We start from the raw sequence: 23,486 nt of genomic DNA, 5'->3' as shown, positions 1-23,486 counted from the left end.
GTCAGAATGGGAAAAAAAGTGATCGTACTCGGAGAAATTCGTGACGGCGCCTTACGGAACGTCACCTTTGAAGCCATAGCCGCAGGCAAAACCATTTCCGGCGGAGGAAATGTCATCGGCGTGCTGATGGGAAAAGGCGCAGCTGATGCAGCACCAGAACTCATTCAGTACGGCGCCGACAAAGTATTTACGGCCGATTCGCCGGGGCTTTCTCAGTATACGGCGGACGGATATGCCGCGGTTCTCGGGGATTTGATCGAAAATGAAAAGCCTGATGCGGTCATTTTCGGCCACACTTCTATGGGAAAAGATTTGTCACCTAAGCTTGCGGCCCGGTTTGAAACGGGGCTGATTTCAGACAGCACGGATGTAAGCGTTACCGGAGACAACATCGTTTTTACAAGACCGATCTATTCCGGCAAAGCCTTTGAACAGGTAATTTCAACCGATCCGTTCATTATGGCGACAATTCGTCCGAATAATATTCAGGCATTAGAAAAAGACGCGAACCGGACGGGTGATATTGAAGAGCTTGCGCCGCCGCCGGCAGATTTGCGGACGGTCATTGAAGAAGTAGTCAAAAAAACGGCGGACGGCGTGGATTTATCAGAAGCGAAAATTATCGTAGCAGGCGGCCGCGGTGTAAAAAGCAAAGATGGATTTGAACCGTTAAAAGAACTTGCCGAGGTGCTCGGAGCAGCGGTGGGCGCTTCACGCGGCGCGTGTGACGCGGACTATTGCGATTATTCTCTTCAAATCGGCCAGACGGGAAAAGTCGTCACGCCGGATTTGTATATCGCCTGCGGCATTTCCGGAGCGATTCAGCACTTGGCGGGCATGTCAAACAGTAAGGTCATTGTTGCCATTAACAAAGACCCGGAAGCGGAAATATTTAAAATAGCGGACTACGGAATTGTCGGCGATTTGTTCGAAGTGGTTCCGCTTCTGACGCAGGAATTTAAAAATGCCAATATTCATTCATAATCATAAACCCTCTGGCTTATTTGTCAGAGGGTTTTAATTTGTGTTAATTGGTTCGTACAAATTAAAGGTTGATAAAATAAGAGATTGACATGTACGAACCAATATAATAAGCTTTTGTAAAGCGCTTACAAACTTATCCATTCAGCATACATCCCAGATACATAGATCGGCTGTAGTGCTTTCATTCTTATTAAGGGAAAGGAATGATCAAGTTTGTCTCACAATACGGCAGTCATTCAAACTGATATCACACGGGGAACCATTAATAAAAACATATACGGACATTTCGCGGAACACCTGGGAAGAGGCATATATGAGGGCATCTGGGTCGGAAAAGATTCCGATATTCCGAATACCGGCGGGGTCAGGACGGATGTCGCCGCCGCCCTCAAACAGCTTCAGATTCCCGTCCTCAGATGGCCGGGCGGCTGCTTTGCAGATGAATACCATTGGGCAAACGGCGTAGGGAAACGCAAAACCATGCTGAATACCCATTGGGGCGGGACGATTGATTCCAATGAATTCGGCACGCACGAGTTTATGATGCTTTGTGAACTGCTCGGCTGCGAACCGTACATCGCCGGAAACGTCGGCAGCGGAACGGTTAAAGAAATGGCTGATTGGATTGAATACATGACGTTTGAAGCGGGCACGCCGATGTCCGACTGGAGAAAAGAAAACGGGCGGGAAAAACCGTGGAAGCTGACATATTTCGGAATAGGGAATGAGAACTGGGGCTGCGGCGGAAACATGCATCCTGAGTATTATGCCGACCTTTACAGAAACTTTCAAACCTATGTCCGCAATTACAGCGGTAATGAAATCTATAAAATTGCCGGAGGCGCGAATGTCGACGATTACCGCTGGACTGAAACTTTAATGAAAAAAGCCGCTGATCTCATGGACGGGCTGAGCCTGCATTATTACACAATACCGGGCGACTTCTGGAAGGGGAAAGGATCAGCGACGGAGTTTACGGAAGATGAATGGTTCATCACGATGAAAAAAGCGGCGCATATGGATGAATTGATCACAAGGCACAGCGCCATCATGGATCAGTACGATCCCGAAAAAAGAGTCGGGCTGATCATTGATGAATGGGGCACGTGGCTTGATCCTGAGCCAGGCACGAATCCGGGCTTTCTGTATCAGCAGAATACGATCCGCGACGCCCTTGTGGCCGCGACGCATTTTCACATTTTTCATCAGCATGCAGACCGCGTACAGATGGCCAATATCGCGCAAACCGTCAACGTGCTTCAGGCAATGATCCTGACAGAAGGGAAAGATATGCTGCTGACGCCGACGTATCATGTGTTTGATATGTTTAAGGTGCATCAGGACGCTTCTCTTTTGGCGACAGAAACAAAAGCAGCCGGGTACGAATGGAATGACGGCCGGCTCCCGCAAGTCAGCATTTCAGCGTCCAAACAGCAAAACGGAGACATACATATCAGCATTTGCAATATCGATCATCTGCAAAAAGCTGATGTGAAGATTGAACTGCGGGGCATGAAAAAGACAGGGAAGCCTTCGGGAACGATTCTTCACGCGGAAAAAATGAATGCCCACAATACATTCAGCAGTCCGGAAAACGTCAAACCGAAGCCGTTTTCCGGGTTTGCTCAAAAGGGCGGAAAACTTGAGGCGGAGCTTCCTCCGATGGCGGTTGTACTAATCACGCTGCCTGCGGATCCATCTTAAGTTTTGAACGCCTGCCGCCCGGTTATAATACACTGTATAAATAAGATTATTTCCGGCGGGTTCGGGAGAAAATAATATAAGCATTAAATTAGCATGAACGAATGGGAGATGCTATACTAAAAATCATCATTTGACAATTGGAGGAATAACAAATGGCTATCGTAAAAGCAACTGATCAATCGTTCTCAGCTGAAACAAGTGAAGGTGTCGTATTGGCTGATTTCTGGGCTCCTTGGTGCGGACCTTGTAAAATGATCGCGCCCGTTCTTGAAGAGCTTGATCAAGAAATGGGAGACAAACTGAAAATCGTCAAAATCGACGTGGATGAAAACCAAGAAACTGCCGGTAAATACGGCGTCATGAGCATCCCGACACTTCTCGTATTGAAAGACGGAGAAGTCGTTGAAACATCTGTCGGTTTCAAACCGAAAGAAGCTCTTGAAGAGCTTGTAAACAAACATCTGTAAGCCGAAAGCTTCCGTTACGGCAGGGCGATTCCTTTGAAAGGGAATCGCCTTTTTTGATCTTCCAAAAGCTGAGAATGGAGAAAAACAAATGTTCGTGATACACTGAATGGACACGAGAAATGAATGTAAGGAAGGGTAACGTATGAATAAACAACTGAAAGAAAAGCTGGCCCTCCTTCCCGATCAGCCGGGCTGTTATTTAATGAAAGACCGTCAAAAAACAGTCATCTACGTGGGGAAAGCGAAAGTCTTGAAAAACAGGGTGCGATCTTATTTCACCGGTTCTCACGACGCAAAAACCCAACGGCTTGTGTCGGAGATTGAGGACTTTGAATATATCGTGACTTCCTCCAATCTTGAAGCGCTTATTTTGGAAATGAATCTGATTAAAAAATACGATCCGAAATACAATGTCATGCTGAAAGATGATAAAACCTATCCCTTTATTAAAATCACCCATGAACGCCATCCGCGGCTGATTGTCACCCGGAATGTCAAAAAAGACAAAGGACGCTATTTCGGCCCGTATCCGAATGTGCAGGCGGCGCGGGAAACGAAAAAACTGCTGGACCGCCTTTACCCGCTCAGGAAATGCTCAAAGCTTCCGGACCGCGTCTGTCTCTATTATCATCTCGGACAATGCCTTGCTCCATGTGTAAAGGATATATCTGAGGAGACAAACCGCGAGATTGTTGAAGACATTACCCGTTTTTTAAAGGGAGGGCATAACGAAATCAAAAAAGAGCTCGAAGCGAAAATGGCAGAAGCGGCGGAAAAGCTTGAATTTGAACGGGCTAAAGAATTCCGCGATCAGCTTGCTCACATCGAATCGACGATGGAGAAGCAAAAAATGACCATGAATGACCTTCTGGATCGCGATGTGTTTGCATATGCCTACGATAAAGGCTGGATGTGCGTCCAAGTCTTTTTCATACGCCAAGGAAAACTGATCGAACGCGACGTCAGCATGTTTCCGATGTATCAGGAAGCGGATGAAGAATTTCTGACCTTCATCGGCCAGTTCTACTCTAAAAACAATCACTTTCTGCCTAAGGAAATTCTGGTGCCTGACAGCGTTGACAGGGACATGATCACCGAGCTGTTGGAAACCGCCGTGCATCAGCCGAAAAAAGGCCCGAAAAAAGAGCTGCTTTTGCTTGCGCACAAAAATGCGAAAATCGCTCTGCGGGAAAAATTCTCGTTAATCGAGCGGGATGAGGAACGGTCAATCGGTGCAGCCGAACGGCTCGGCGAAGCGCTGAATATTTATACGCCGCATCGGATTGAAGCGTTTGACAACTCCAATATTCAAGGCACAAACCCCGTATCGGCCATGATTGTCTTTATTGACGGAAAACCGAATAAAAAGGAATACCGCAAATATAAAATTAAAACCGTAACAGGGCCGGATGATTACGGCTCAATGAGGGAAGTCGTCAGAAGAAGGTACACGAGGGTGCTCCGCGAAAATCTTCCGCTGCCGGATTTAATCATCATTGACGGCGGAAAAGGGCAGATTAACGCGGCGCGCGACGTGCTTGAGAATGAGCTCGGCCTTGATGTCCCGGTAGCGGGATTGGCGAAAGATGATAAACACCGAACATCCAACCTTTTGATCGGCGACCCGCTTGAACCGGTGTTTCTGGAGCGGAACAGCCAAGAGTTTTACCTGCTTCAGCGCATTCAGGACGAAGTTCACCGTTTTGCGATCAGCTTTCACAGACAGATCCGGGGAAAAAGCGTCTTTCAATCCGTTCTGGACGATATCCCCGGAATCGGCGAAAAACGCAAAAAAATGCTCTTAAAACATTTCGGATCTGTCAAAAAGATGAAGGAAGCAAGCCTTGACGATATCAAAAAAGCGGGTGTGCCGGCCGCGGCGGCCCAGCTGCTGTTTGAAAAATTAAAAAAATAGTATTGTGCTTTTCTGAAAAATCTGCTAGAATGTGAACTAATTTCATAAGATCGTGTTATATGGTGAAGATAGAGGTGCGAACTTCAATAGTAAGCCTTTGGAGAATGATGGATTCTGCGAAAAAGGCTGAAAGGGGAGCGTCGCCGAAGTGTATCACATCCCATCGGTGTGATTCGCTGGCCTTGCATTAAATAAATGTAAGGCTGTCAAGAATTCATTTTCTTGGAGGGCTATCTCGTTGTTCATAATCAATCGTAATGATATGAAAAAGCAATGAGAGCTATTCCTCTCATTGCTTTTTTTATTGTGGACAAAACGCTCTTTTCTCCTCACCCGCACGAACCAAAATGTAAAGGGTGGTCTAGTATGGGTCTTATCGTACAAAAATTCGGAGGCACTTCCGTTGGCTCTGCCGAAAAAATTCAAAATGCCGCAAATCGCGCCATTGCTGAAAAGCAAAAAGGCCATGATGTCGTAGTCGTCGTTTCGGCAATGGGAAAATCAACCGACGCGCTCGTTAACCTCGCGGCTGAAATCACATCTGAACCAAGCAGACGCGAGATGGATATGCTTTTGTCTACGGGAGAGCAGGTCACGATTTCGCTTTTGGCCATGGCGCTTCAGGAAAAAGGATATGACGCCGTCTCTTATACGGGCTGGCAGGCGGGTGTCCGCACGGAAGCCGTTCACGGCAATGCGAGAATTACGGATATTGATATCACGGCGATTCGTTCGCAGCTTGCAGAAGGCAGGATTACAGTCGTTGCCGGTTTTCAGGGCGTAACGGAAGACGGAGGCATCACGACGCTCGGACGGGGCGGTTCCGATACGACGGCGGTCGCTCTTGCCGCAGCGCTGGAAGCGGATAAATGCGACATTTATACAGATGTTCCGGGCGTATTTACGACAGATCCGCGGTATGTCCGGTCAGCGAGAAAACTGGCGGGAATTTCTTATGATGAAATGCTGGAGCTTGCAAATCTGGGAGCGGGTGTTCTTCACCCGCGGGCGGTTGAGTTCGCGAAAAACTACCAAGTGCCTTTAGAAGTGCGGTCTAGTACGGAACATGAAGCGGGAACATTAATTGAGGAGGAATCATCAATGGAGCAGAATTTAATCGTCAGAGGAATTGCATTTGAAGACCAGATCACGAGGGTGTCCGTTACAGGCCTTGCAAGCGGATTGACAACACTTTCAACAATCTTCACCGCGCTGGCAAAACGAAACATCAACGTTGACATTATTATTCAGACACAGTCGGACGATGGGGAAGCGGATATTTCTTTCTCAGTGAAAACGGAAGATGCCGCGCAAACGGTCGCCGTGCTTGAAGAATATAAAAACGCGCTTGACTATGAAAAAATTGAAACCGAAAGAAAACTGGCGAAAGTCTCTATTGTCGGGTCGGGCATGGTTTCAAATCCCGGCGTCGCCGCGGACATGTTTGCCGTACTGGCGGAAAAAAATGTACAAGTCAAAATGGTGAGCACATCTGAAATAAAAGTATCAGCGGTTGTCAGCGAAAATGATATGGTGAAAGCGGTCGAAGCGCTTCATGATGCGTTTGAGCTTTCTAAACAGCCGTCTGCCGTGTAAACGGGCAGGCAAAAAGGCGGGACTTGGAGTCACCGCCTTTTTTCAATTATACAGGGTCCTTCATATCCCATTTTACAGTCAGGACGACTTTATCCGCTCTCTTTTTTACCTGTTCATAAGATTCTGCAATCTGATCGTTCATCAATTGAATCTGTTCGGCTATAAAACCGGCTTCAAGCTGGAAACAAGGCTCTTTCTGATGTTTGAGCCTGCTGGATACAAGCGGTCCTTCCAGTTCAAATTCCAGTTCTTGTTTTTTTGATCCTGCGTTTGTCAAAGTTCCCCAGCCGGCTTTTTCAAAAAAGGCGGGGATTTCTTCCCACGATTGAAGAGGAAATTTGCGGGCGAGGCGTTTTCCCGCCCAATACATCATCGATGAATGCTCCGGGCCGAGGATATCCGGAAGCAGGATTTCCCGGATTAATTCGTAGCCGTATGCGCTGACGTCGAGTTCAGTTAAAGGTTCTAAAGCTGCTTCATAATTATTCTTCATATTATGTATTCCCCTCTCTCCTTCGTTTATTATAGCTTAAACAGGGGGGAGGATTACAGGATGATCCTATAAAACACGCGAAAAAATGTGAGAAAGATATCGCAGGAAAATAAAATTTTCCCTCCAGATAATCAATTCCGAAAATTATAATTTATGTACACGTTTTCTTGACGCCCTTTTGAGGGAGGAGTAAAATGAAATTGTCAATAAATTTTAATAAAGTGCTTACAATTGAAACGAAGTGGGGGCAGAGATTTTAGTACATTTCGCACTTAAATCAAACAGGGGGTAAAGTAATGTCTGGGAACAGAGAGTTTTATTTTCGAAGATTGCATTCCTTGCTCGGTGTTATTCCGGTCGGCATCTTTTTGATCCAGCATTTAGTCGTCAACCAATTTGCCGCAAGGGGAGCGGATGCGTTTAACAAGGCGGCCGGCTTTATGGACAGTCTGCCGTTCAGGTATGCGTTAGAAATTTTTATTATTTTCTTACCTTTAATTTATCATGCGGTTTACGGTGTGTACATAGCATTTACTGCGAAAAACAACGCTGGCCACTACAGTTATTTCAGAAACTGGATGTTTGTGCTTCAGCGTGTCACTGGTATTCTCACCCTTATTTTCGTCAGCTGGCATGTGTGGCAGACGCGGATTGCCGCGCAGATGGGCGCTGAAGTCAACTTCGATATGATGGCGAATATTTTGAGCTCGCCGTTTATGCTCGGTTTTTACATTGTAGGCGTTTTATCGGTCATTTTCCACTTTTCAAACGGCTTATGGTCTTTTGCGGTCACATGGGGGATCACGGTCACGCCGCGTTCTCAAAGAATTTCGACTTACGTGACGCTGATTATATTTTTAGCGCTTTCATACGTAGGTTTAAAAGCGATTTTTGCGTTTGTGTAAGAGAACTAGATTACTAGAGGGAGAGGGGCTATCATGAGTCAATCAAGCATTATCGTAGTCGGCGGGGGTCTTGCCGGCCTCATGGCGACAATTAAAGCAGCGGAATCAGGCACGGCCGTTAAATTGTTTTCCATCGTTCCGGTCAAACGCTCTCACTCGGTCTGCGCGCAGGGCGGGATAAACGGAGCTGTCAACACAAAAGGGGAAGGAGACTCTCCGTTTGAGCATTTTGATGACACGGTATACGGAGGCGACTTTTTGGCAAACCAGCCTCCTGTAAAAGCGATGTGTGAAGCGGCGCCGTCCATTATCCACTTATTGGACCGCATGGGGGTTATGTTTAACAGAACGCCGGAAGGGCTCTTGGACTTCCGCCGTTTCGGGGGTACACAGCATCACAGAACCGCATACGCGGGAGCGACGACGGGTCAGCAGCTTCTTTACGCACTGGACGAGCAGGTGCGCAGATATGAAGTGGCGGGTCTCGTCACAAAATATGAAGGCTGGGAATTCCTCGGCGCCGTTCTTGACGATGAGCGCACGTGCCGCGGTATCGTAGCCCAAAATCTGACCAATATGCAAATCGAGTCATTCCGTTCTGACGCCGTTATTATGGCGACGGGAGGTCCCGGAATCGTATTCGGAAAATCAACAAACAGCATGATCAACACGGGATCTGCCGCATCAATCGTCTATCAGCAGGGCGCTTATTATGCAAACGGCGAATTTATCCAAATTCACCCGACAGCAATCCCGGGGGACGATAAACTGCGTCTGATGAGTGAATCGGCGCGCGGCGAGGGCGGAAGAGTCTGGACGTATAAAGACGGAAAACCTTGGTACTTCCTTGAGGAAAAATATCCGGCTTACGGAAACCTCGTGCCGCGGGATATTGCGACACGTGAAATCTTTGACGTGTGCGTGAATCAGAAACTCGGCATCAACGGTGAAAACATGGTGTATCTCGATCTGTCGCACAAAGATCCGAAAGAGCTCGACGTTAAGCTTGGCGGCATTATCGAAATCTATGAAAAATTCATGGGCGATGACCCGCGCAAGCTTCCGATGAAAATTTTCCCTGCCGTTCACTATTCAATGGGCGGACTGTGGGTTGATTATGATCAGATGACAAGCATCCGCGGACTGTTCGCAGCGGGAGAATGTGATTATTCAATGCACGGAGGAAACCGTTTAGGGGCGAACTCTCTGCTTTCCGCCATCTACGGAGGAATGGTGGCCGGACCGAATGCGGTGAAATATGTTTCCGGACTTGAAACATCAGCGGAAGACCTGCCTTCTTCATTATTTGATTCCTATGTGAAAAAAGAAGAAGAAAAATGGGCCGATATTATGAAGATGGACGGCGACGAAAATGCCTACGTGCTTCACCGTGAGCTCGGAGAATGGATGACGGCCAACGTCACGGTGGTCCGCCACAACGACAAGCTTTTGAAAACGGATGACAAAATCCAAGAGCTGATGGAACGCTTTAAGAAAATCAATATCAACGATACGACAAAATGGAGCAACCAAGGCGCGATGTTCACCCGCCAGTTCTCCAATATGCTTCAGCTTGCCAGAGTCATCACGCTCGGCGCATATAACCGAAATGAAAGCCGGGGAGCGCACTATAAACCGGATTTCCCTGAAAGAAATGACGATGAGTGGCTCAAAACGACGATGGCTAAACATGCCGGTCCGTTTGAAGCTCCGGAATTTGAATATCAGGATGTCGATGTATCACTGATTGCGCCCCGTAAACGCGACTACTCGAAGAAGAAGGTGGCGAAATAATCATGAGTGAGAAAAAGATACGGTTTATCATTACACGTCAGGATACGCCCGAAAGCGCGCCATACGATGAAGAATTCGAAATCAATTACCGCCCGAACCTGAACGTGATTTCCGCCCTGATGGAAATCCGCAGAAATCCCGTGAATGCAAAAGGAGAGAAAACCACTCCGGTCGCATGGGACATGAACTGTCTTGAAGAAGTATGCGGCGCCTGCTCCATGGTCATCAACGGAAGACCGCGCCAGTCATGTACGGCGCTGATTGATAAGCTGGAACAGCCGATCCGTCTGAAGCCGATGAAAACATTCCCGGTTGTCCGTGACCTTCAGGTTGACCGCAGCAGAATGTTTGATTCACTGAAAAAAGTGAAAGCATGGGTGCCGATTGACGGAACTTACGATTTGGGGCCGGGGCCGAGAATGCCGGAAAAACGCCGCCAGTGGGCATATGAATTATCTAAATGCATGACATGCGGCGTCTGCCTCGAAGCCTGCCCGAACGTCAACAGCAAGTCGAAATTCATGGGGCCTGCCCCGATGTCGCAAGTCCGTCTGTTTAACGCCCATCCGACGGGCGCGATGAACAAAGCAGAACGTTTAGAAGCGTTAATGACAGACGGCGGCCTCGGAGATTGCGGGAATTCACAAAACTGTGTTCAATCCTGCCCGAAAGGCATTCCGCTTACGACTTCAATCGCCGCTTTGAACAGAGATACCAATTTACAAGCATTCCGTAATTTCTTCGGAAGCGACAGAGTATAAGAAAGAGAAAAAGAGCCTCTTCCGCACGGGAGAGGTTTTTTTATAAGGAGCTGAAGGTGATGAAACAGCCGCAATATATTGATATCCCGTTTGAAGAATGGAGACAGTCGTTTTCTTTCTTTACTGAAGTATCGGTTCGTTTTTCAGAAACGGATATGTTCGGCCATATGAATAATGTAACCCCTTTCATCTATTTTGAAGAAGCGCGGATCGCTTATTTCAAACAGCGAGGCATAACGGCGCAAAACTCGGAAACGATGACGGTCGTCGCAAGCCAGCAGTGCGACTATATGCGTCAGGTGATGCCGTATGAAAATCTGCGGATTTATGTGAAAGCAAGCGCTGCCGGAAATGCGTCCGTCACCCTTCATTACCTTGGAGAAAATGAGTCGGGCCTGCCGTGCTTTACAGGTTCCGTCGTTATGGTTCAAGTGTCGAAGAAAAGCGGCAAAGCGGTCAGCTGGACGGAGCGGGAGAAAGGCATTCTGCTCGCCTGAACGGATAACTATTTCTCTAAGAGACGTCACCTCCGAAGCGCCCTTTACATATGATATCTTGACTATATAAACCCATTCGTTTCAGATTCGCTCTCACCTTAGCAAGGAGGGTTACAATACTTGAAGGAGAAAGATTTTCAATCAAAGCCGCTGCTGACCAAAAGAGAAAGAGAAGTATTCGAATTGCTCGTTCAAGACAAGACAACAAAGGAAATTGCAAGCGAGCTATTTATCAGTGAAAAAACTGTACGGAATCACATTTCAAATGCCATGCAGAAGTTAGGTGTGAAAGGGCGTTCGCAAGCTGTTGTCGAGCTTCTTAGAATGGGTGAGCTAGAGCTCTGATTCTTGCCGGTTTTCCTTCTTTTCGAGAAGGAGCCGGTTATTTGCGTTGGCGCCCGGGCTGATGGGCATGCGGTGAAAATCCCGGTTTTTCCTTTTTCTCCGTCAGTCTTGCATTTTCTTAAAAAAAGAAGGAAAATAGACACGGAGCGCATAGCCCAGAAAGATCCTTGAGTGAGGGATGGACAAATGACATCAAAATCTGTAGAGCATGTTGCGGATATCGAAAAATCACTCCGCCATATCGCTGCGATCATTAAACAAAAAGGAAGAGAAATCCTTAACCAATATGCAATTACACCGCCGCAATTCGTGGGGCTTCAATGGCTTTATGAATTGGGGGATATGACAATAGGCGAATTATCAGGCAAAATGTATTTGGCTTGCAGCACGACGACGGATCTGATAGACCGCATGGAAAAAAATAAGCTTGTCGAGCGGGTGAAAGACCCGGCTGACAGACGGGTCGTCAGAATTCATCTTCTCGCTGAAGGAGAGCGCATTATCCAAGAAGTGATTTTGAAAAGACAGGCTTATTTGCGGGATATGTTTGCGACATTTTCCGAAGAAGAAACAGCCGCTTTCGAAAAATCATTATTGAAACTGCAGCATGAAATGAAAAGAAAATGAGGCGATTTTGTTGGAACAGCCGATAGGAGTCATTGATTCCGGGGTTGGCGGGTTAACCGTTGCTAAGGAAATCATGAGACAGCTACCGAAGGAAAATATCATCTATGTGGGAGATACAAAACGCTGCCCGTACGGCCCGCGTCCTGAAGAAGAAGTTCTTCAATACACGTGGGAAATGACCGATTACCTGCTGGAAAACCACCATATCAAAATGCTCGTGATCGCCTGCAATACGGCCACGGCCATTGCCTTGGAGGATATTCAGCGCAAAACGGATATTCCGGTTGTCGGCGTCATTCAGCCGGGTGCGAGAACGGCGATAAAGGTCACGAAAAACCAGCATATCGGCGTCATCGGCACGGTCAATACCATTAAAAGCAGAGCGTATGAGCAGGCGCTGCTCGGGTTAAACGCAGAACTTCAAGTTGAGAACACGGCTTGTCCGCTGCTCGTGCCGTTTGTGGAAAGCGGACGGTTTCTTCAGGAATCAGCGGAGGAAGCGGTTGAAGCATCGCTTGAGCCTTTAAAAGGTACATCAATTGACACCTTGATTTTAGGATGTACGCATTATCCGATTTTAAAAGATCCGATTCAGAACTATATGGGAGAGCATGTGAAAATCATTTCCTCCGGAGACGAGACGGCGAGAGAAGTGAGCACCATCTTGTCTTATAAAGGTTTGTTAAACCAATCGAAACATGCACCGGAGCATCAATTTCTTACAACGGGAGAGCGGAACGGCTTCGCAAAAATTGCCGAAGACTGGTTCGGCCACGAAATCGGCCATGTCGAGTGCATCTCCCTTCAAGAGCCGGTCAGAAAATAAATCAAAAAACCCGCTGTTTACGGCGGGTTTTTTTGCGCTTCCCGGTCTATTTCCCGGACAGGGCTCGTATACATCATAGTACAAACAGCCTTAGGAGGGAAAAGTATGCTGAAAAAAGGACCTGCAGTCATTGCTGCAACATGTCTTACTTCGGCTTTTGTGTTATCTGGATGCGGTTTGTTTCAATCCGATAAAACAGCCGGGGAAATTGACCCGCCTCAAGACATTTCATATGTAAAGGATGAAGCGGGAATTCAGGCAAAATCAAAGCAGTCAGAGAAAAACGGCACTTCTAAAGCCGACCAGCCGGCCAATACAGTCATGAGAGAGCTGTATCTGATTGATAAAAACGGCTATGTCGCAGCACAGACATTGCCTCTTCCGAACAGTGAGGGAACCGCAAAGCAGGCCCTTGAGTATTTGGTTCAGGGAGGGCCTGTGTCAGAAATCCTGCCGAACGGCTTCAGAGCGGTGCTCCCTGCGGATACGACGGTAAATGTCGATATTAAAAAAGACGGCACTGCCGTCGCTGATTTTTCGAAGGAATTTAAAAACTATAAAAAAGAAGACGAACAAAAAATCCTGCAATCGATTACATGGACGCTTACCCAATTCAGCTCAATAGATAAAGTCAAAATCAGAATCAACGGGCACGAGCTGAAAGAAATGCCTGTGGGCGGCACGCCGATTACGGGCGACTTAAGCAGAAAAGACGGGATTAATATTGAAACGGCCGGAGTGAATGATCTGACAGACACCCATCCGCTGACTGTCTATTATCTGGCGGAAACAGAGACGAGCGAATACTACGTGCCTGTCACAAAGCGGATTGACAATTCGGAAACAAATGACATCACCGCTGCCGTTGAACAGCTCGCCGACGGACCGGGCAAAGCAAGCGGGCTTTTGACGGACTTTAATAACGATGTTAAGCTTCTCGGCAAGCCGAAAGTAAAAGACGGCCAAGTTACACTGGACTTTAACAGCTCCATTTACGGAAGCGCCGACGAAAAAACAAAAATGGTATCATCGGGCGTACTGGACAGCATCGTTCTCACATTAACCGAACAGCCGTCGATCAAAAGTGTTTCTATAAAAGTAAACGGAAAATCAGAACTGGTGAATGAGAAAGGAGAATCCCTTTCAAAACCTGTTTCGAGGCCGTCACAAGTGAATACGGGTAGTTTTTAATTTGCGATTTTTGATATACTAGTAAAAAAGAGGTTAGCGTTCCGGCTGCCTCTTTCTTTATTCACAATCCGGAACAAAAGGTTTATGTACATATAATCGGAGGTAAAATATGAGACACGACGGAAGACAGCACGATGAGCTGCGCCCTATCACATTTGATTTGGATTTTATCACTCACCCGGAAGGCTCTGTTTTAATTACAGCGGGAAATACGAAGGTCATCTGTAATGCATCTGTGGAAGACCGGGTGCCGCCATTTTTACGCGGCGGAGGAAAAGGCTGGATCACAGCGGAATACAGCATGCTTCCCCGCGCGACGAATCAAAGAACGATAAGAGAATCTTCAAAAGGAAAGGTCTCCGGCAGAACGATGGAAATTCAGCGGCTGATCGGGCGCGCGCTCCGGGCCGTCGTTGATTTGGAGAAGCTCGGCGAACGGACGATCTGGATCGACTGTGACGTCATTCAAGCTGACGGCGGAACAAGAACGGCTTCCATTACCGGCGCCTTCTTGGCAATGGCCATTGCGATCGGCAAACTCGTAAAAAGCGGCGTTATCAAAACCTCTCCTGTGACAGATTATCTCGCGGCCATTTCTGTCGGGATGGATAAAGAAGAAGGCCTTCTTTTGGATCTGAATTATGAAGAGGATTCGGCGGCTGAAGTCGACATGAATATTATCATGACGGGAAGCGGACGTTTTGTAGAGCTTCAAGGGACGGGCGAAGAAGCCACATTCTCCCGTGAAGATTTAAACGGACTGTTAAGCCTTGCTGAAAAAGGAATCCAGACGCTTATTCAAAAGCAAAAAGAAGTGCTGGGAGAAACATTGCCTGAACTGAAATAAGAAAGAGAGGCCTGATCACCGTGAAAGAAGCCATTATTGCGACACACAATCAGGGAAAAGTGAAAGAATTCAAGGAAATTCTCGAACCGAAAGGCTACAGCGTCTCTTCTTTGGCGGAAATCGGATTTACGGAAGAAATTGAAGAAACCGGACATACCTTTGAAGAAAACGCCATCTTAAAAGCGGAAGCCGTGGCAAAAGCCGTCAACAAAATGGTCATTGCAGACGACTCCGGTTTATCAGTGGACAACCTTGGAGGCAGACCGGGCGTTTATTCAGCCCGTTATGCCGGAGAAGCAAAAGATGATAAGGCGAACATGGACAAGGTGCTGTCAGAATTAAAAGGCATCGAAAAAGAGCAGCGCACGGCCCGTTTCCGCTGCGCCCTTGCCGTCAGCATGCCGGGGCAGGAAACAAAAACGGTCGAAGGTCATGTTGAAGGGTATATTGCGGAAGGACCCGAGGGAGATAACGGGTTCGGCTATGATCCCATTTTTATTGTAAAAGATAAAGATAAAACCATGGCCCAGCTGACAAGCGCTGAGAAAAACAAAATCAGTCACAGGGCTGAGGCGCTCAAGAAACTGTCAAAGCTGCTTGATTCATAAGGGGGAGCGTATGCAATGAAAGTGCTGATAATAAGTGACAGTCACGGCCTTGAAGACGAGCTGGAGACGATTGCAAAGCGGCACGAAGACGAAGCGGATCTGATGATTCATTGCGGTGATTCAGAGCTTGACGCCGCACATCCGGCGCTCACGCCGTATCACACGGTGAAAGGCAATTGCGACTTTGGCGGCGGGTTTCAGGATGAACTCCTTCTGGACGCAGGTTCAAAGAAAATTCTGGCCGTTCACGGGCATCTTCACGGCATTAAACAGTCACTTTTAACTGTTTTTTACCGGGCGGAAGAGCTTGGGGCGGATATCGTCTGCTTCGGCCATTCACATATTGCCGGGAGTGAAGAGCTTCGGGGCAAGCTTTTGATTAATCCGGGCAGCATCCGTCTTCCAAGAGTCCGCAATGTGAAAAGCTATGCCATTCTTACTCTTACAGAAAGAGAAGTCGCCGTGACATTTTACGACGAAACGGGTCGGGAATTGAAGGATTTGGGGACTACAATCAGTTTTTAACAAGTGATGGGGGAGATTTCATTCTTCCCCATCAAAAGTTTTTAAAAAAATATTGACTTATGATTTGAACCTGTATATAATAAATCTTGTCGCTGATACATAATGCAAAAGCTGTCCCAGTAGCTCAGCTGGATAGAGCAACGGCCTTCTAAGCCGTCGGTCGGGAGTTCGAATCTCTCCTGGGACGTACAAAAAAAGAGCTGGTGACATCAGAGTGAAAACTGATGCCGCTGGCCTTTTTTATCGGATGACTATATTGTCAAATCGCTGAAATCATGGTAAAATGATCAGCAGAACAATTTGATTTTCATGTCCCAGTAGCTCAGCCGGATAGAGCAACGGCCTTCTAAGCCGTCGGTCGGGAGTTCGAATCTCTCCTGGGACGCTAAGAAATCGGGTGTGAAGCCCGTCAAATCAACCTCTTATTTCGTTTAGTGAAACGGTCAGTATAACGGTCAAGTAAGAAATTACACCTGTTATTGGCTTATATCACTTTCGGTATAGGAGGTTTTTTGTTGTGACCAAAAGAAAATGAAAATGAAGCTGACTATGTGCTAAAACGCAAGGTAAATATCATGAAAAAGGCTGAAAAACGTCACAAGCAAAGGCTTCAGGAATACAAGGAACAGAAGATTGGATTTGCCACTGAGGAGAGGAAGTATTTATTAGACTCTTCTACACGCAGCAAGTACTTGAAGATATCTTTGCTGGCTATGACTTGGGAGTTAAGAGGTTACACTTGCAGAATCTATATATGGAGCGGATGCGGCAATTATTCGATTTATATAACCTAAAAGGCACAAACTTTGTAAGAGTCTCTTAATTGAGGCTCTTCTTTTTATCGATCAAATCTGATGTCGCAGCTCCGATATTTAAACAATAACTAATAAAACCCGTCTTTTATTCACTTGGTTAAAGAATGAACCTAAACTAAGGAGCAGAGTAGAAAAAAGAGCGATACATATTATTCCTAATTTTTGCATGATTATAGTATAATAGACACAAACAACCTTTTAGGAAAACGGTGATAACAATGAGTGGCAACTTTTCATTTTTTCAAGGGAAATGGGATGTACTTGCTAACTTGGGAGAGACAGCTGAGAGAAATGTATATCATGACCCCCATACAACAGTAATGAAACTGCGATTGTTCGCTGAAACACTAACTAAATTTATTCTTGCCGCTGAAAATATTAAAGAGGCATATGGTACAACGCAAGTGGATCGCATTAACACTTTGCGTCGGGAAAGGTTACTTGAGCCTGAATTAATTGATATATTAGAGGCTCTTCGTCGCAAAGGGAATGTAGCGATGCATGAAGCGGATTATGGAAAAGTAGAAGAAGCAAAGGCTTTGTTGCAATTAACGTTCCGCTTGTCCATTTGGTTCATGGAGGTATATGGTGATTGGGATTTTCAAGCACCAGAGTATACAGAACTTCAAGAACAAGTAGAACAGAGTACAGAAACACTTCAGCGAGAATATGAGGAAAAAGTCAAAAAGCTTGAAGAAGAATTAGAGGCAATTCGTCGACAGGCGGAAGTGGAACAAGAAGAGGTAAAAATCGAGCGTAAAAAAATATCCAAAAACTTCATGCGTCGACAGCAATTAACTGAAGCCGAAACGCGTACGATTATTGATGGAAAACTACGTGCTGTTGGATGGGAAGTAGACACAACTGTACTCAATCATCAAAAGAACGGAACGCTGCCAGAGAAAAATCGAAACATGGCAATTGCTGAATGGAAGGTCAATGGCGGCAGGATTGACTATGCGTTGTTTATTGGCTTAAAGCTTGTTGGCTTTATTGAAGCTAAGGCAAAAAAGAAAACGATTCCTGGCGCATTAGAAAGTCAAACAAAAGTGTATGCAAAAAATGCGGCACAAGTCGAAGATGAAGTCATCACACCTACAACAGGTGAATATAAGGTGCCGTTCTTATACGCAACGAACGGCCGACCATACTTGAAACAACTTCAAGAAGAGTCGGGCATCTGGTTTTGGGATTCACGTAAACCGTTAGAACATGCTCGCCCATTAGAAGGCTGGCATTCACCTGACGACTTGCAGCTTCTTCTTAGTCAAGATGATAAGGATGCGAATAAACGATTAGAAGAAGAGGATATTACGAAGTTTGGTTTGCGTCATTATCAGCAAAGAGCGGTACTTTCCGCTGAAGAGGGATTAAAAGAAGGGCAACGAAGAATGCTTATTGCGATGGCAACTGGAACTGGGAAAACTCGTACAGCTATCGCCCTCATGTATCGCTTAATTAAGTCCAAAAAATGTCGTCGTATTCTTTTCCTTGTAGACCGTAATTCGTTAGGAAAACAGACAGAGGATGCACTTAAGGATACAAAAATTGAAGGCTACTCATTTGCTGATATATACGATGTGAAGTCTTTAGAAGACATGTCTCCAGAAGTTGAAACGAAGGTGCAAATTGCGACGGTGCAGGGAATGGTTAGAAGACTTTTCTATAGCGATAACGAAAAGCTTCCAAGTGTCGGGCAGTATGATTTCATCATTGTAGATGAAGCACATCGTGGCTATACAAGTGACAAAGAAATGTCAGAGGAAGAATTGAAATTCCGTGACCAAAATGATTATATTAGCCAATATCGACGTGTAATTGATTATTTTGATGCGGCATGTTTAGGACTTACTGCAACACCAGCTCTTCATACAACAGAGATTTTTGGTATGCCTATTTTTAAGTATTCTTATAGTGAAGCGGTTCTGGATGGCTACTTAGTTGACCATGAACCACCATATCTGTTTAAGACAGAACTTTCACAAGTCGGCATTACTCTTGAAAAAGACGAAGAAGTTGAAGTGTATGATGTTGATAAAGGCGAGATTCAACTAGAAAAAATGGAAGATACCATTCATTTTGAGGTTGAGCAGTTTAATAAACGGGTAATTACTGAACCTTTTAATCGGGCGGTTCTAAACAAACTGGTTGAATACATTGATCCGACAGGAAAAGAGAAAACTCTTATCTTTGCAGCCACTGACCAACACGCAGATTTGGTTGTTCGGTTATTAAAGGAAGCCTTTAAAGAACGTGGCGATGAAATTGAAGATGATGCTATTATGAAAATTACTGGCTATATCTATAAGCCATTAGATGCCATTAAAAGGTTTAAGAACGAGCGGCTGCCAAATGTCGTTGTAACGGTTGATTTACTCACCACAGGCATTGACGTTCCTCCAATAACAAATCTAGTATTCTTACGGCGTATACAGTCTCGTATTCTTTATGACCAAATGCTTGGACGTGCAACCCGTCTTTGTCCCGACATTGGAAAAACACACTTTAACATTTACGATGCAGTGGGCATCTACGATAAATTGCAAAGCTATACGGAGATGAAACCTGTTGTAAAGAAACAAAATTACAGTATCGGTGAACTATATGAATCACTTGCCAATGCTACTGCAGAAGATGAAGCTTCGTTTTATCGTAACCAATTGGCAGCGAAAATTCAGCGTCGCAAGCAAAGGCTGAATGAAGAAGGAAAACAAAAGTTTGAAGAATTGTCGAATGGAAAAAATGTGGATGAGTGGGCGAAAGAAATTCAGTTATATACTCCGCAAGAAGCAAAACAGCACAACATGTTATTTGAATATATGGAAGCCTATCGGGTAAAAGGCGAGAAACGATATATCTCCAACAAAGAGGATGAAGTAACAGATGTGGTTCGGGGATATGGTGAAGGAAACAAGAGACCAGAAGATTATTTAGAAGGTTTCGTTCGTTTTATCCAAGAAAATATTAATGAAATTCCCGCTCTTCATCTTATTTGCACACGACCGAAAGATTTAACAAGGCAGGATTTACGAGAACTTATTACCATTCTAGAAACGAAAGGCTTTAAGCAATCGCATTTGCAGACAGCTTGGAAGCAGACAAAAAATGAAGACATTGCAGCAGACATTATTAGCTTTATTCGCCAAGCTGCATTAGGTGAAGCACTAGTTGCCCATGAAGCACGTATTAAACAAGCGATGCAAAAAGTGTATTCACTGCATGATTGGACTCCAAGACAGAAGAAATGGTTAGAGAGAATAGAAAAGCAATTACTTAAAGTGCCTGTATTAGCACCGACTGCAGAAGAGGCATTCTCGGAAGAACCATTTAAAACTCCGGGCGGCTATAAATTGCTGAAGCGGGAGTTCGGTGACTATATTGATACGGTTGTTACCACTATAAATGAGAACCTTTATATTAGTTAACAATGTGCCTCTTCATAGGGGCACTTTTTCAGTTATAATAGATAAGTTACTTTATCTTTGATTTTCACTTTAATGAGGTTTGAATGAGAATCCAACATTAAAATATACTCGGAGTTAGCAGGAGGCTGAAAAATGAACAACCAAGAAATCGTTCAAAAACTATGGAATTTATGTAATGTGTTACGTGATGATGGGATTACCTATCAGCAATATGTAACAGAGTTAACCTACTTATTATTCCTCAAAATGATGAAGGAGCAGGAAACAGAAGGTGTGATTCCAGAAGGATATCGATGGGATGATTTGTTAGATAAAGAAGGTTTGGAATTAAAGACATTTTATCAGCGATTATTACTTGAATTAGGAAGCAGTGAAAATGAGCGGCTGCGTCTAATATACAGTGATGCTTCTACAAGTATTGCTGAGCCGAAAAACTTAGAGAAGATTATTAAATCGATTGATGCCCTTGATTGGTACAATGCAAAAGAAGAAGGACTGGGCAATCTTTATGAAGGATTGTTAGAGAAGAATGCCAGTGAAAAGAAATCGGGAGCGGGGCAATACTTCACACCTCGTGTATTAATTGATGTGATGGTTCAATTAATTGACCCGAAAATTGGTGAGCGGTGTGCTGACCCTGCAGCTGGAACATTCGGTTTCATGATTGCTGCAGACCAATATTTAAAGAATCAAACAGATGATTACTTTGATATAGAACCACAAGAAGCCGAGTTCCAAAAGAAAGAAGCCTTTGTAGGGATGGAACTTGTTAAAGATACGCATCGTCTGGCACTCATGAATGCGTTGCTTCATAATATCGAAGGTCGTTTGGAACAAGGAGACACGTTATCGGGCAACGGGAAATGGATGAAGAACTTTGATGTTATTTTAACAAATCCGCCGTTCGGTACAAAAAAAGGCGGGGAACGGGTATCCCGTGACGATTTAACGTTTGAAACATCGAATAAACAGTTGAATTTCTTACAGTTGATTTATAACGCTTTAAAAGATGATGGAAATGCAAGAGCAGCGGTTGTCTTGCCCGACAACGTGTTGTTCGAAAGTGGTATTGGCGCACAAATTCGTCGTGACTTGATGAACAAGTGTAATCTACACACGATTTTACGCTTACCAACAGGAATTTTTTATGCGCAAGGTGTAAAAACGAATGTCTTATTCTTTACAAGGGGAACAACAGACCAAGATAACACGAAAGATGTTTGGGTCTATGACCTTCGTACAAATATGACTTCATTTGGAAAACGTAATCAGCTAACAATGGCTCATTTTGAAAACTTCATGAAGGCATATGTGGCAGAAGACCGTTCTAAAGTGGAAGATGAACGCTGGAATGTGTTTACACGAGAAGAAATTGCCAAAAAGGATGATAGTTTAGATATTGGATTGATTGCGGATGAATCATTATCTTCATATGAAAACTTACCAGACCCGATTGAATCAGCAGAAGAAGCGATAGTGAAACTTCAGCAAGCAATGGATTTATTAGGTGAAGTAGTTGAGGAGTTACGTGCTGTTGAAGAGGATGGGGTGGTCAGAAAATGAGTAAGACACAAAAGACCATCGAAGAGTTGATGGAAGAAGTGGTAGTGCCACATGAGGAACAACCTTATCAAGTGCCAGAGAATTGGATGTGGGTTAATTCAGGACACATATTGAACTTCATAGGTGGGGGCACACCTTCGAAGAGTAATAGTGATTATTGGAATGGAGATATTCCGTGGGCTACAGTAAAAGATATTAAGAATGGGTATTTATCATCTACAATAGATTATATTACGGTTGAAGGTTTGGAAAACAGTTCGGCTACTATGGCATCACCAAATGAACTCTTATTAATTACAAGAATGTCTCCTGGTAAGAGTGCAATAACAAAGATATCGACAACCATTAATCAAGATTTAAAAATAGTCAGACCAAAAATTGAAATACTGCCTTATTTTTTGTGGTTATTTTTTACAATGAATACCCCGTTAATTGAATCGATGTCAACAGGCTCTACTGTTAAAGGTATACAAGTAGAGAAACTTAAAAAAATCACTTTCCCACTGCCACCATTTAATGAACAAAAACGGATTGCTGAGAAAGTGGAGCGGCTTTTAAGTAAAGTTGAAGAAGCAAAGCAGTTGATTGAGGAAGCGAAGGAAACGTTTGACCTTCGTCGAGCGGCTATTTTGGATAAGGCGTTTCGTGGGGAATTGACAAAGAAATGGCGTCAACAAAATCTTTCAGTAGATTCGGCAGCCCAAAGACTTGAGATGATAAAAAAAGAAAGATTTCAAATTGCTGAAACTAAGAGAGAAGTATCTGAAATAATAGAGATGTTTGACGAACTTAATATAGTGGAATGTATAAATAATAATGATTGGTTGTATATAAAGGCAAATATGTTTTGTTATAACATAAATTGTGGAGGTACACCTTCTAAAGATATTTCTGAGGAAGGAGAAATTCCATTTTTAAAAGTTTATAACATAGTAAATAATAAAGTTGACTTTTCGTATAAGCCTCAATACATTCCTAAAGAGGTTCATAAATCAAAGTTAAAGAAATCAATGTTGAGACCTAATGATGTAATTATGAATATAGTTGGTCCGCCATTAAAAAAAATAGCCATAATTCCAGAAGAATATTCTGAAATGAACATGAATCAAGCGATTGTCCGTTTTAGACCAATAAAATATGTATTACCAAAATATCTTTATTACTGTCTACAATATGATGAAACGTTAAGAGATGTAATCAATGAAACTAGAGGTGTTGTAGGTCAAAGTAATATATCTGTTTCTCAAAGTAGAAATTTAGTTATGCCAATTCCTTCAATTGAAGAACAAGCTGAAATAGTAAGTAAATTAGAGGAAATGATTAAGAGAGAAGAAATTGTGTTAAGCCTAGTGTCTGATGAAAAAAATTTAGACGAACTAAAGCAATCAATTCTTTCAAAAGCATTCCGAGGTGAATTAGGAACAAATGACCCAAGTGAAGAAAGTGCGATTGAATTGTTAAAAGAAGTGCTGCAAGAACAGGTGAAATAGTTATAAGAAGGCATCCAAATTAATTGGATGCCTGTCTTTTATGGTTGCGTTGTGGTATTGGTTTGATACAGAACCACTCTCATTCACAAACTGACAATCGGTAAATTT

20 protein-coding genes, 2 tRNA genes and 1 riboswitch are annotated in these 23,486 nt (G+C 44.5%); of the genes, 21 read left to right on the top strand and 1 reads right to left on the bottom strand.

The features are described 5' to 3' along the window. Window positions 1–6: 6 nt before the first annotated feature. The 5 genes from NSQ37_RS19945 (at window position 7) to NSQ37_RS19925 (ending at window position 6,666) form a co-directional block, all read left to right on the top strand. Window positions 7–984 (top strand): electron transfer flavoprotein subunit alpha/FixB family protein, encoded by a 978-nt coding sequence (locus tag NSQ37_RS19945; protein WP_020956166.1) that lies wholly within the window; start codon window positions 7–9, stop codon window positions 982–984. A 213-nt stretch (window positions 985–1,197) separates the two neighbouring features. Next, a complete protein-coding gene (locus tag NSQ37_RS19940; RefSeq protein WP_341124568.1) occupies window positions 1,198–2,688 on the top strand; it encodes an alpha-N-arabinofuranosidase in 1,491 nt (496 codons plus the stop codon). Window positions 2,689–2,840: 152 nt separating this feature from the next. Beyond that, entirely contained in the window at window positions 2,841–3,155 is a 315-nt protein-coding gene (gene trxA, locus NSQ37_RS19935) for a thioredoxin (protein ID WP_003152560.1), read from the top strand. Between the two features lie 142 nt (window positions 3,156–3,297). After that, window positions 3,298–5,070 carry an excinuclease ABC subunit UvrC gene (gene uvrC, locus NSQ37_RS19930; protein ID WP_007408126.1) on the top strand — a complete coding sequence of 591 codons (1,773 nt, stop codon included), beginning with the start codon at window positions 3,298–3,300 and terminating at the stop codon, window positions 5,068–5,070. Window positions 5,071–5,131: 61 nt separating this feature from the next. After that, window positions 5,132–5,311: riboswitch (Lysine riboswitch) on the top strand. 125 nt (window positions 5,312–5,436) lie between these two features. Next, complete coding sequence (locus tag NSQ37_RS19925) at window positions 5,437–6,666, top strand: aspartate kinase (protein WP_025285071.1); 1,230 nt, start codon at window positions 5,437–5,439, stop codon at window positions 6,664–6,666. Window positions 6,667–6,712: 46 nt separating this feature from the next. Here NSQ37_RS19925 and NSQ37_RS19920 read toward each other — a convergent pair whose 3' ends face one another. Continuing rightward, window positions 6,713–7,159 (bottom strand): YslB family protein, encoded by a 447-nt coding sequence (locus NSQ37_RS19920; protein ID WP_160242187.1) that lies wholly within the window; start codon window positions 7,157–7,159, stop codon window positions 6,713–6,715. A gap of 296 nt (window positions 7,160–7,455) precedes the next feature. Between NSQ37_RS19920 and sdhC the strand changes: the two genes are divergently transcribed. The 16 genes from sdhC to NSQ37_RS19840 all read left to right on the top strand — a co-directional run bounded on the left by sdhC (window position 7,456) and on the right by NSQ37_RS19840 (window position 23,378). Then, window positions 7,456–8,064 (top strand): succinate dehydrogenase cytochrome B558, encoded by a 609-nt coding sequence (gene sdhC / locus NSQ37_RS19915; protein ID WP_003152571.1) that lies wholly within the window; start codon window positions 7,456–7,458, stop codon window positions 8,062–8,064. Window positions 8,065–8,097: 33 nt separating this feature from the next. Further along, complete coding sequence (gene sdhA / locus NSQ37_RS19910; protein ID WP_007408129.1) at window positions 8,098–9,858, top strand: succinate dehydrogenase flavoprotein subunit; 1,761 nt, start codon at window positions 8,098–8,100, stop codon at window positions 9,856–9,858. A gap of 2 nt (window positions 9,859–9,860) precedes the next feature. After that, window positions 9,861–10,619 (top strand): succinate dehydrogenase iron-sulfur subunit, encoded by a 759-nt coding sequence (gene sdhB, locus NSQ37_RS19905; protein WP_003152575.1) that lies wholly within the window; start codon window positions 9,861–9,863, stop codon window positions 10,617–10,619. A gap of 59 nt (window positions 10,620–10,678) precedes the next feature. Continuing rightward, on the top strand, window positions 10,679–11,116 hold the full coding sequence (locus NSQ37_RS19900) for an acyl-CoA thioesterase (protein WP_012118126.1): 438 nt from the start codon (window positions 10,679–10,681) through the stop codon (window positions 11,114–11,116). A gap of 120 nt (window positions 11,117–11,236) precedes the next feature. Continuing rightward, entirely contained in the window at window positions 11,237–11,461 is a 225-nt protein-coding gene (gene gerE / locus NSQ37_RS19895) for a spore germination transcription factor GerE (RefSeq protein ID WP_003152579.1), read from the top strand. Window positions 11,462–11,647: 186 nt separating this feature from the next. Continuing rightward, entirely contained in the window at window positions 11,648–12,088 is a 441-nt protein-coding gene (locus tag NSQ37_RS19890) for a MarR family winged helix-turn-helix transcriptional regulator (RefSeq protein ID WP_003152580.1), read from the top strand. A gap of 7 nt (window positions 12,089–12,095) precedes the next feature. Further along, complete coding sequence (gene racE, locus NSQ37_RS19885) at window positions 12,096–12,914, top strand: glutamate racemase (protein ID WP_012118125.1); 819 nt, start codon at window positions 12,096–12,098, stop codon at window positions 12,912–12,914. A gap of 105 nt (window positions 12,915–13,019) precedes the next feature. Further along, the gene (locus NSQ37_RS19880) at window positions 13,020–14,105 is read left to right on the top strand and encodes a GerMN domain-containing protein (RefSeq protein WP_032870767.1); all 1,086 of its coding nucleotides are present in this window, start codon (window positions 13,020–13,022) and stop codon (window positions 14,103–14,105) included. 109 nt (window positions 14,106–14,214) lie between these two features. Continuing rightward, complete coding sequence (gene rph / locus NSQ37_RS19875; protein ID WP_007612934.1) at window positions 14,215–14,952, top strand: ribonuclease PH; 738 nt, start codon at window positions 14,215–14,217, stop codon at window positions 14,950–14,952. A gap of 11 nt (window positions 14,953–14,963) precedes the next feature. Then, window positions 14,964–15,560 carry an XTP/dITP diphosphatase gene (locus NSQ37_RS19870; protein WP_087920775.1) on the top strand — a complete coding sequence of 199 codons (597 nt, stop codon included), beginning with the start codon at window positions 14,964–14,966 and terminating at the stop codon, window positions 15,558–15,560. 15 nt (window positions 15,561–15,575) lie between these two features. Then, window positions 15,576–16,085 (top strand): YfcE family phosphodiesterase, encoded by a 510-nt coding sequence (locus NSQ37_RS19865; protein ID WP_015240324.1) that lies wholly within the window; start codon window positions 15,576–15,578, stop codon window positions 16,083–16,085. Between the two features lie 113 nt (window positions 16,086–16,198). Continuing rightward, window positions 16,199–16,272, top strand: a tRNA-Arg gene (locus tag NSQ37_RS19860). Window positions 16,273–16,396: 124 nt separating this feature from the next. Beyond that, window positions 16,397–16,470: transfer RNA gene (locus NSQ37_RS19855), tRNA-Arg, on the top strand. A 648-nt stretch (window positions 16,471–17,118) separates the two neighbouring features. Continuing rightward, window positions 17,119–20,325, top strand: a complete 3,207-nt coding sequence (hsdR, locus tag NSQ37_RS19850) for a type I restriction-modification system endonuclease (protein WP_025853160.1) — start codon at window positions 17,119–17,121, stop codon at window positions 20,323–20,325. A gap of 132 nt (window positions 20,326–20,457) precedes the next feature. Further along, window positions 20,458–21,888: a class I SAM-dependent DNA methyltransferase gene (locus tag NSQ37_RS19845; RefSeq protein ID WP_076425056.1), complete on the top strand. Its 1,431-nt coding sequence runs from the start codon at window positions 20,458–20,460 to the stop codon at window positions 21,886–21,888. Further along, window positions 21,885–23,378, top strand: coding sequence for a restriction endonuclease subunit S (locus NSQ37_RS19840; protein WP_076425054.1), 1,494 nt, complete (start codon window positions 21,885–21,887; stop codon window positions 23,376–23,378). Before NSQ37_RS19845 ends, NSQ37_RS19840 begins: the two co-directional genes overlap by 4 nt. Window positions 23,379–23,486 lie beyond the last annotated feature (108 nt).

The sequence above is a fragment of the Bacillus sp. FSL P4-0334 genome (genome assembly GCF_038004825.1).
Classification (GTDB): Bacteria; Bacillota; Bacilli; order Bacillales; family Bacillaceae; genus Bacillus; species Bacillus velezensis.
The sequence above is the reverse complement of the archived record's forward strand: the minus strand, read 5'-3'. Positions and strand labels throughout refer to the sequence as shown.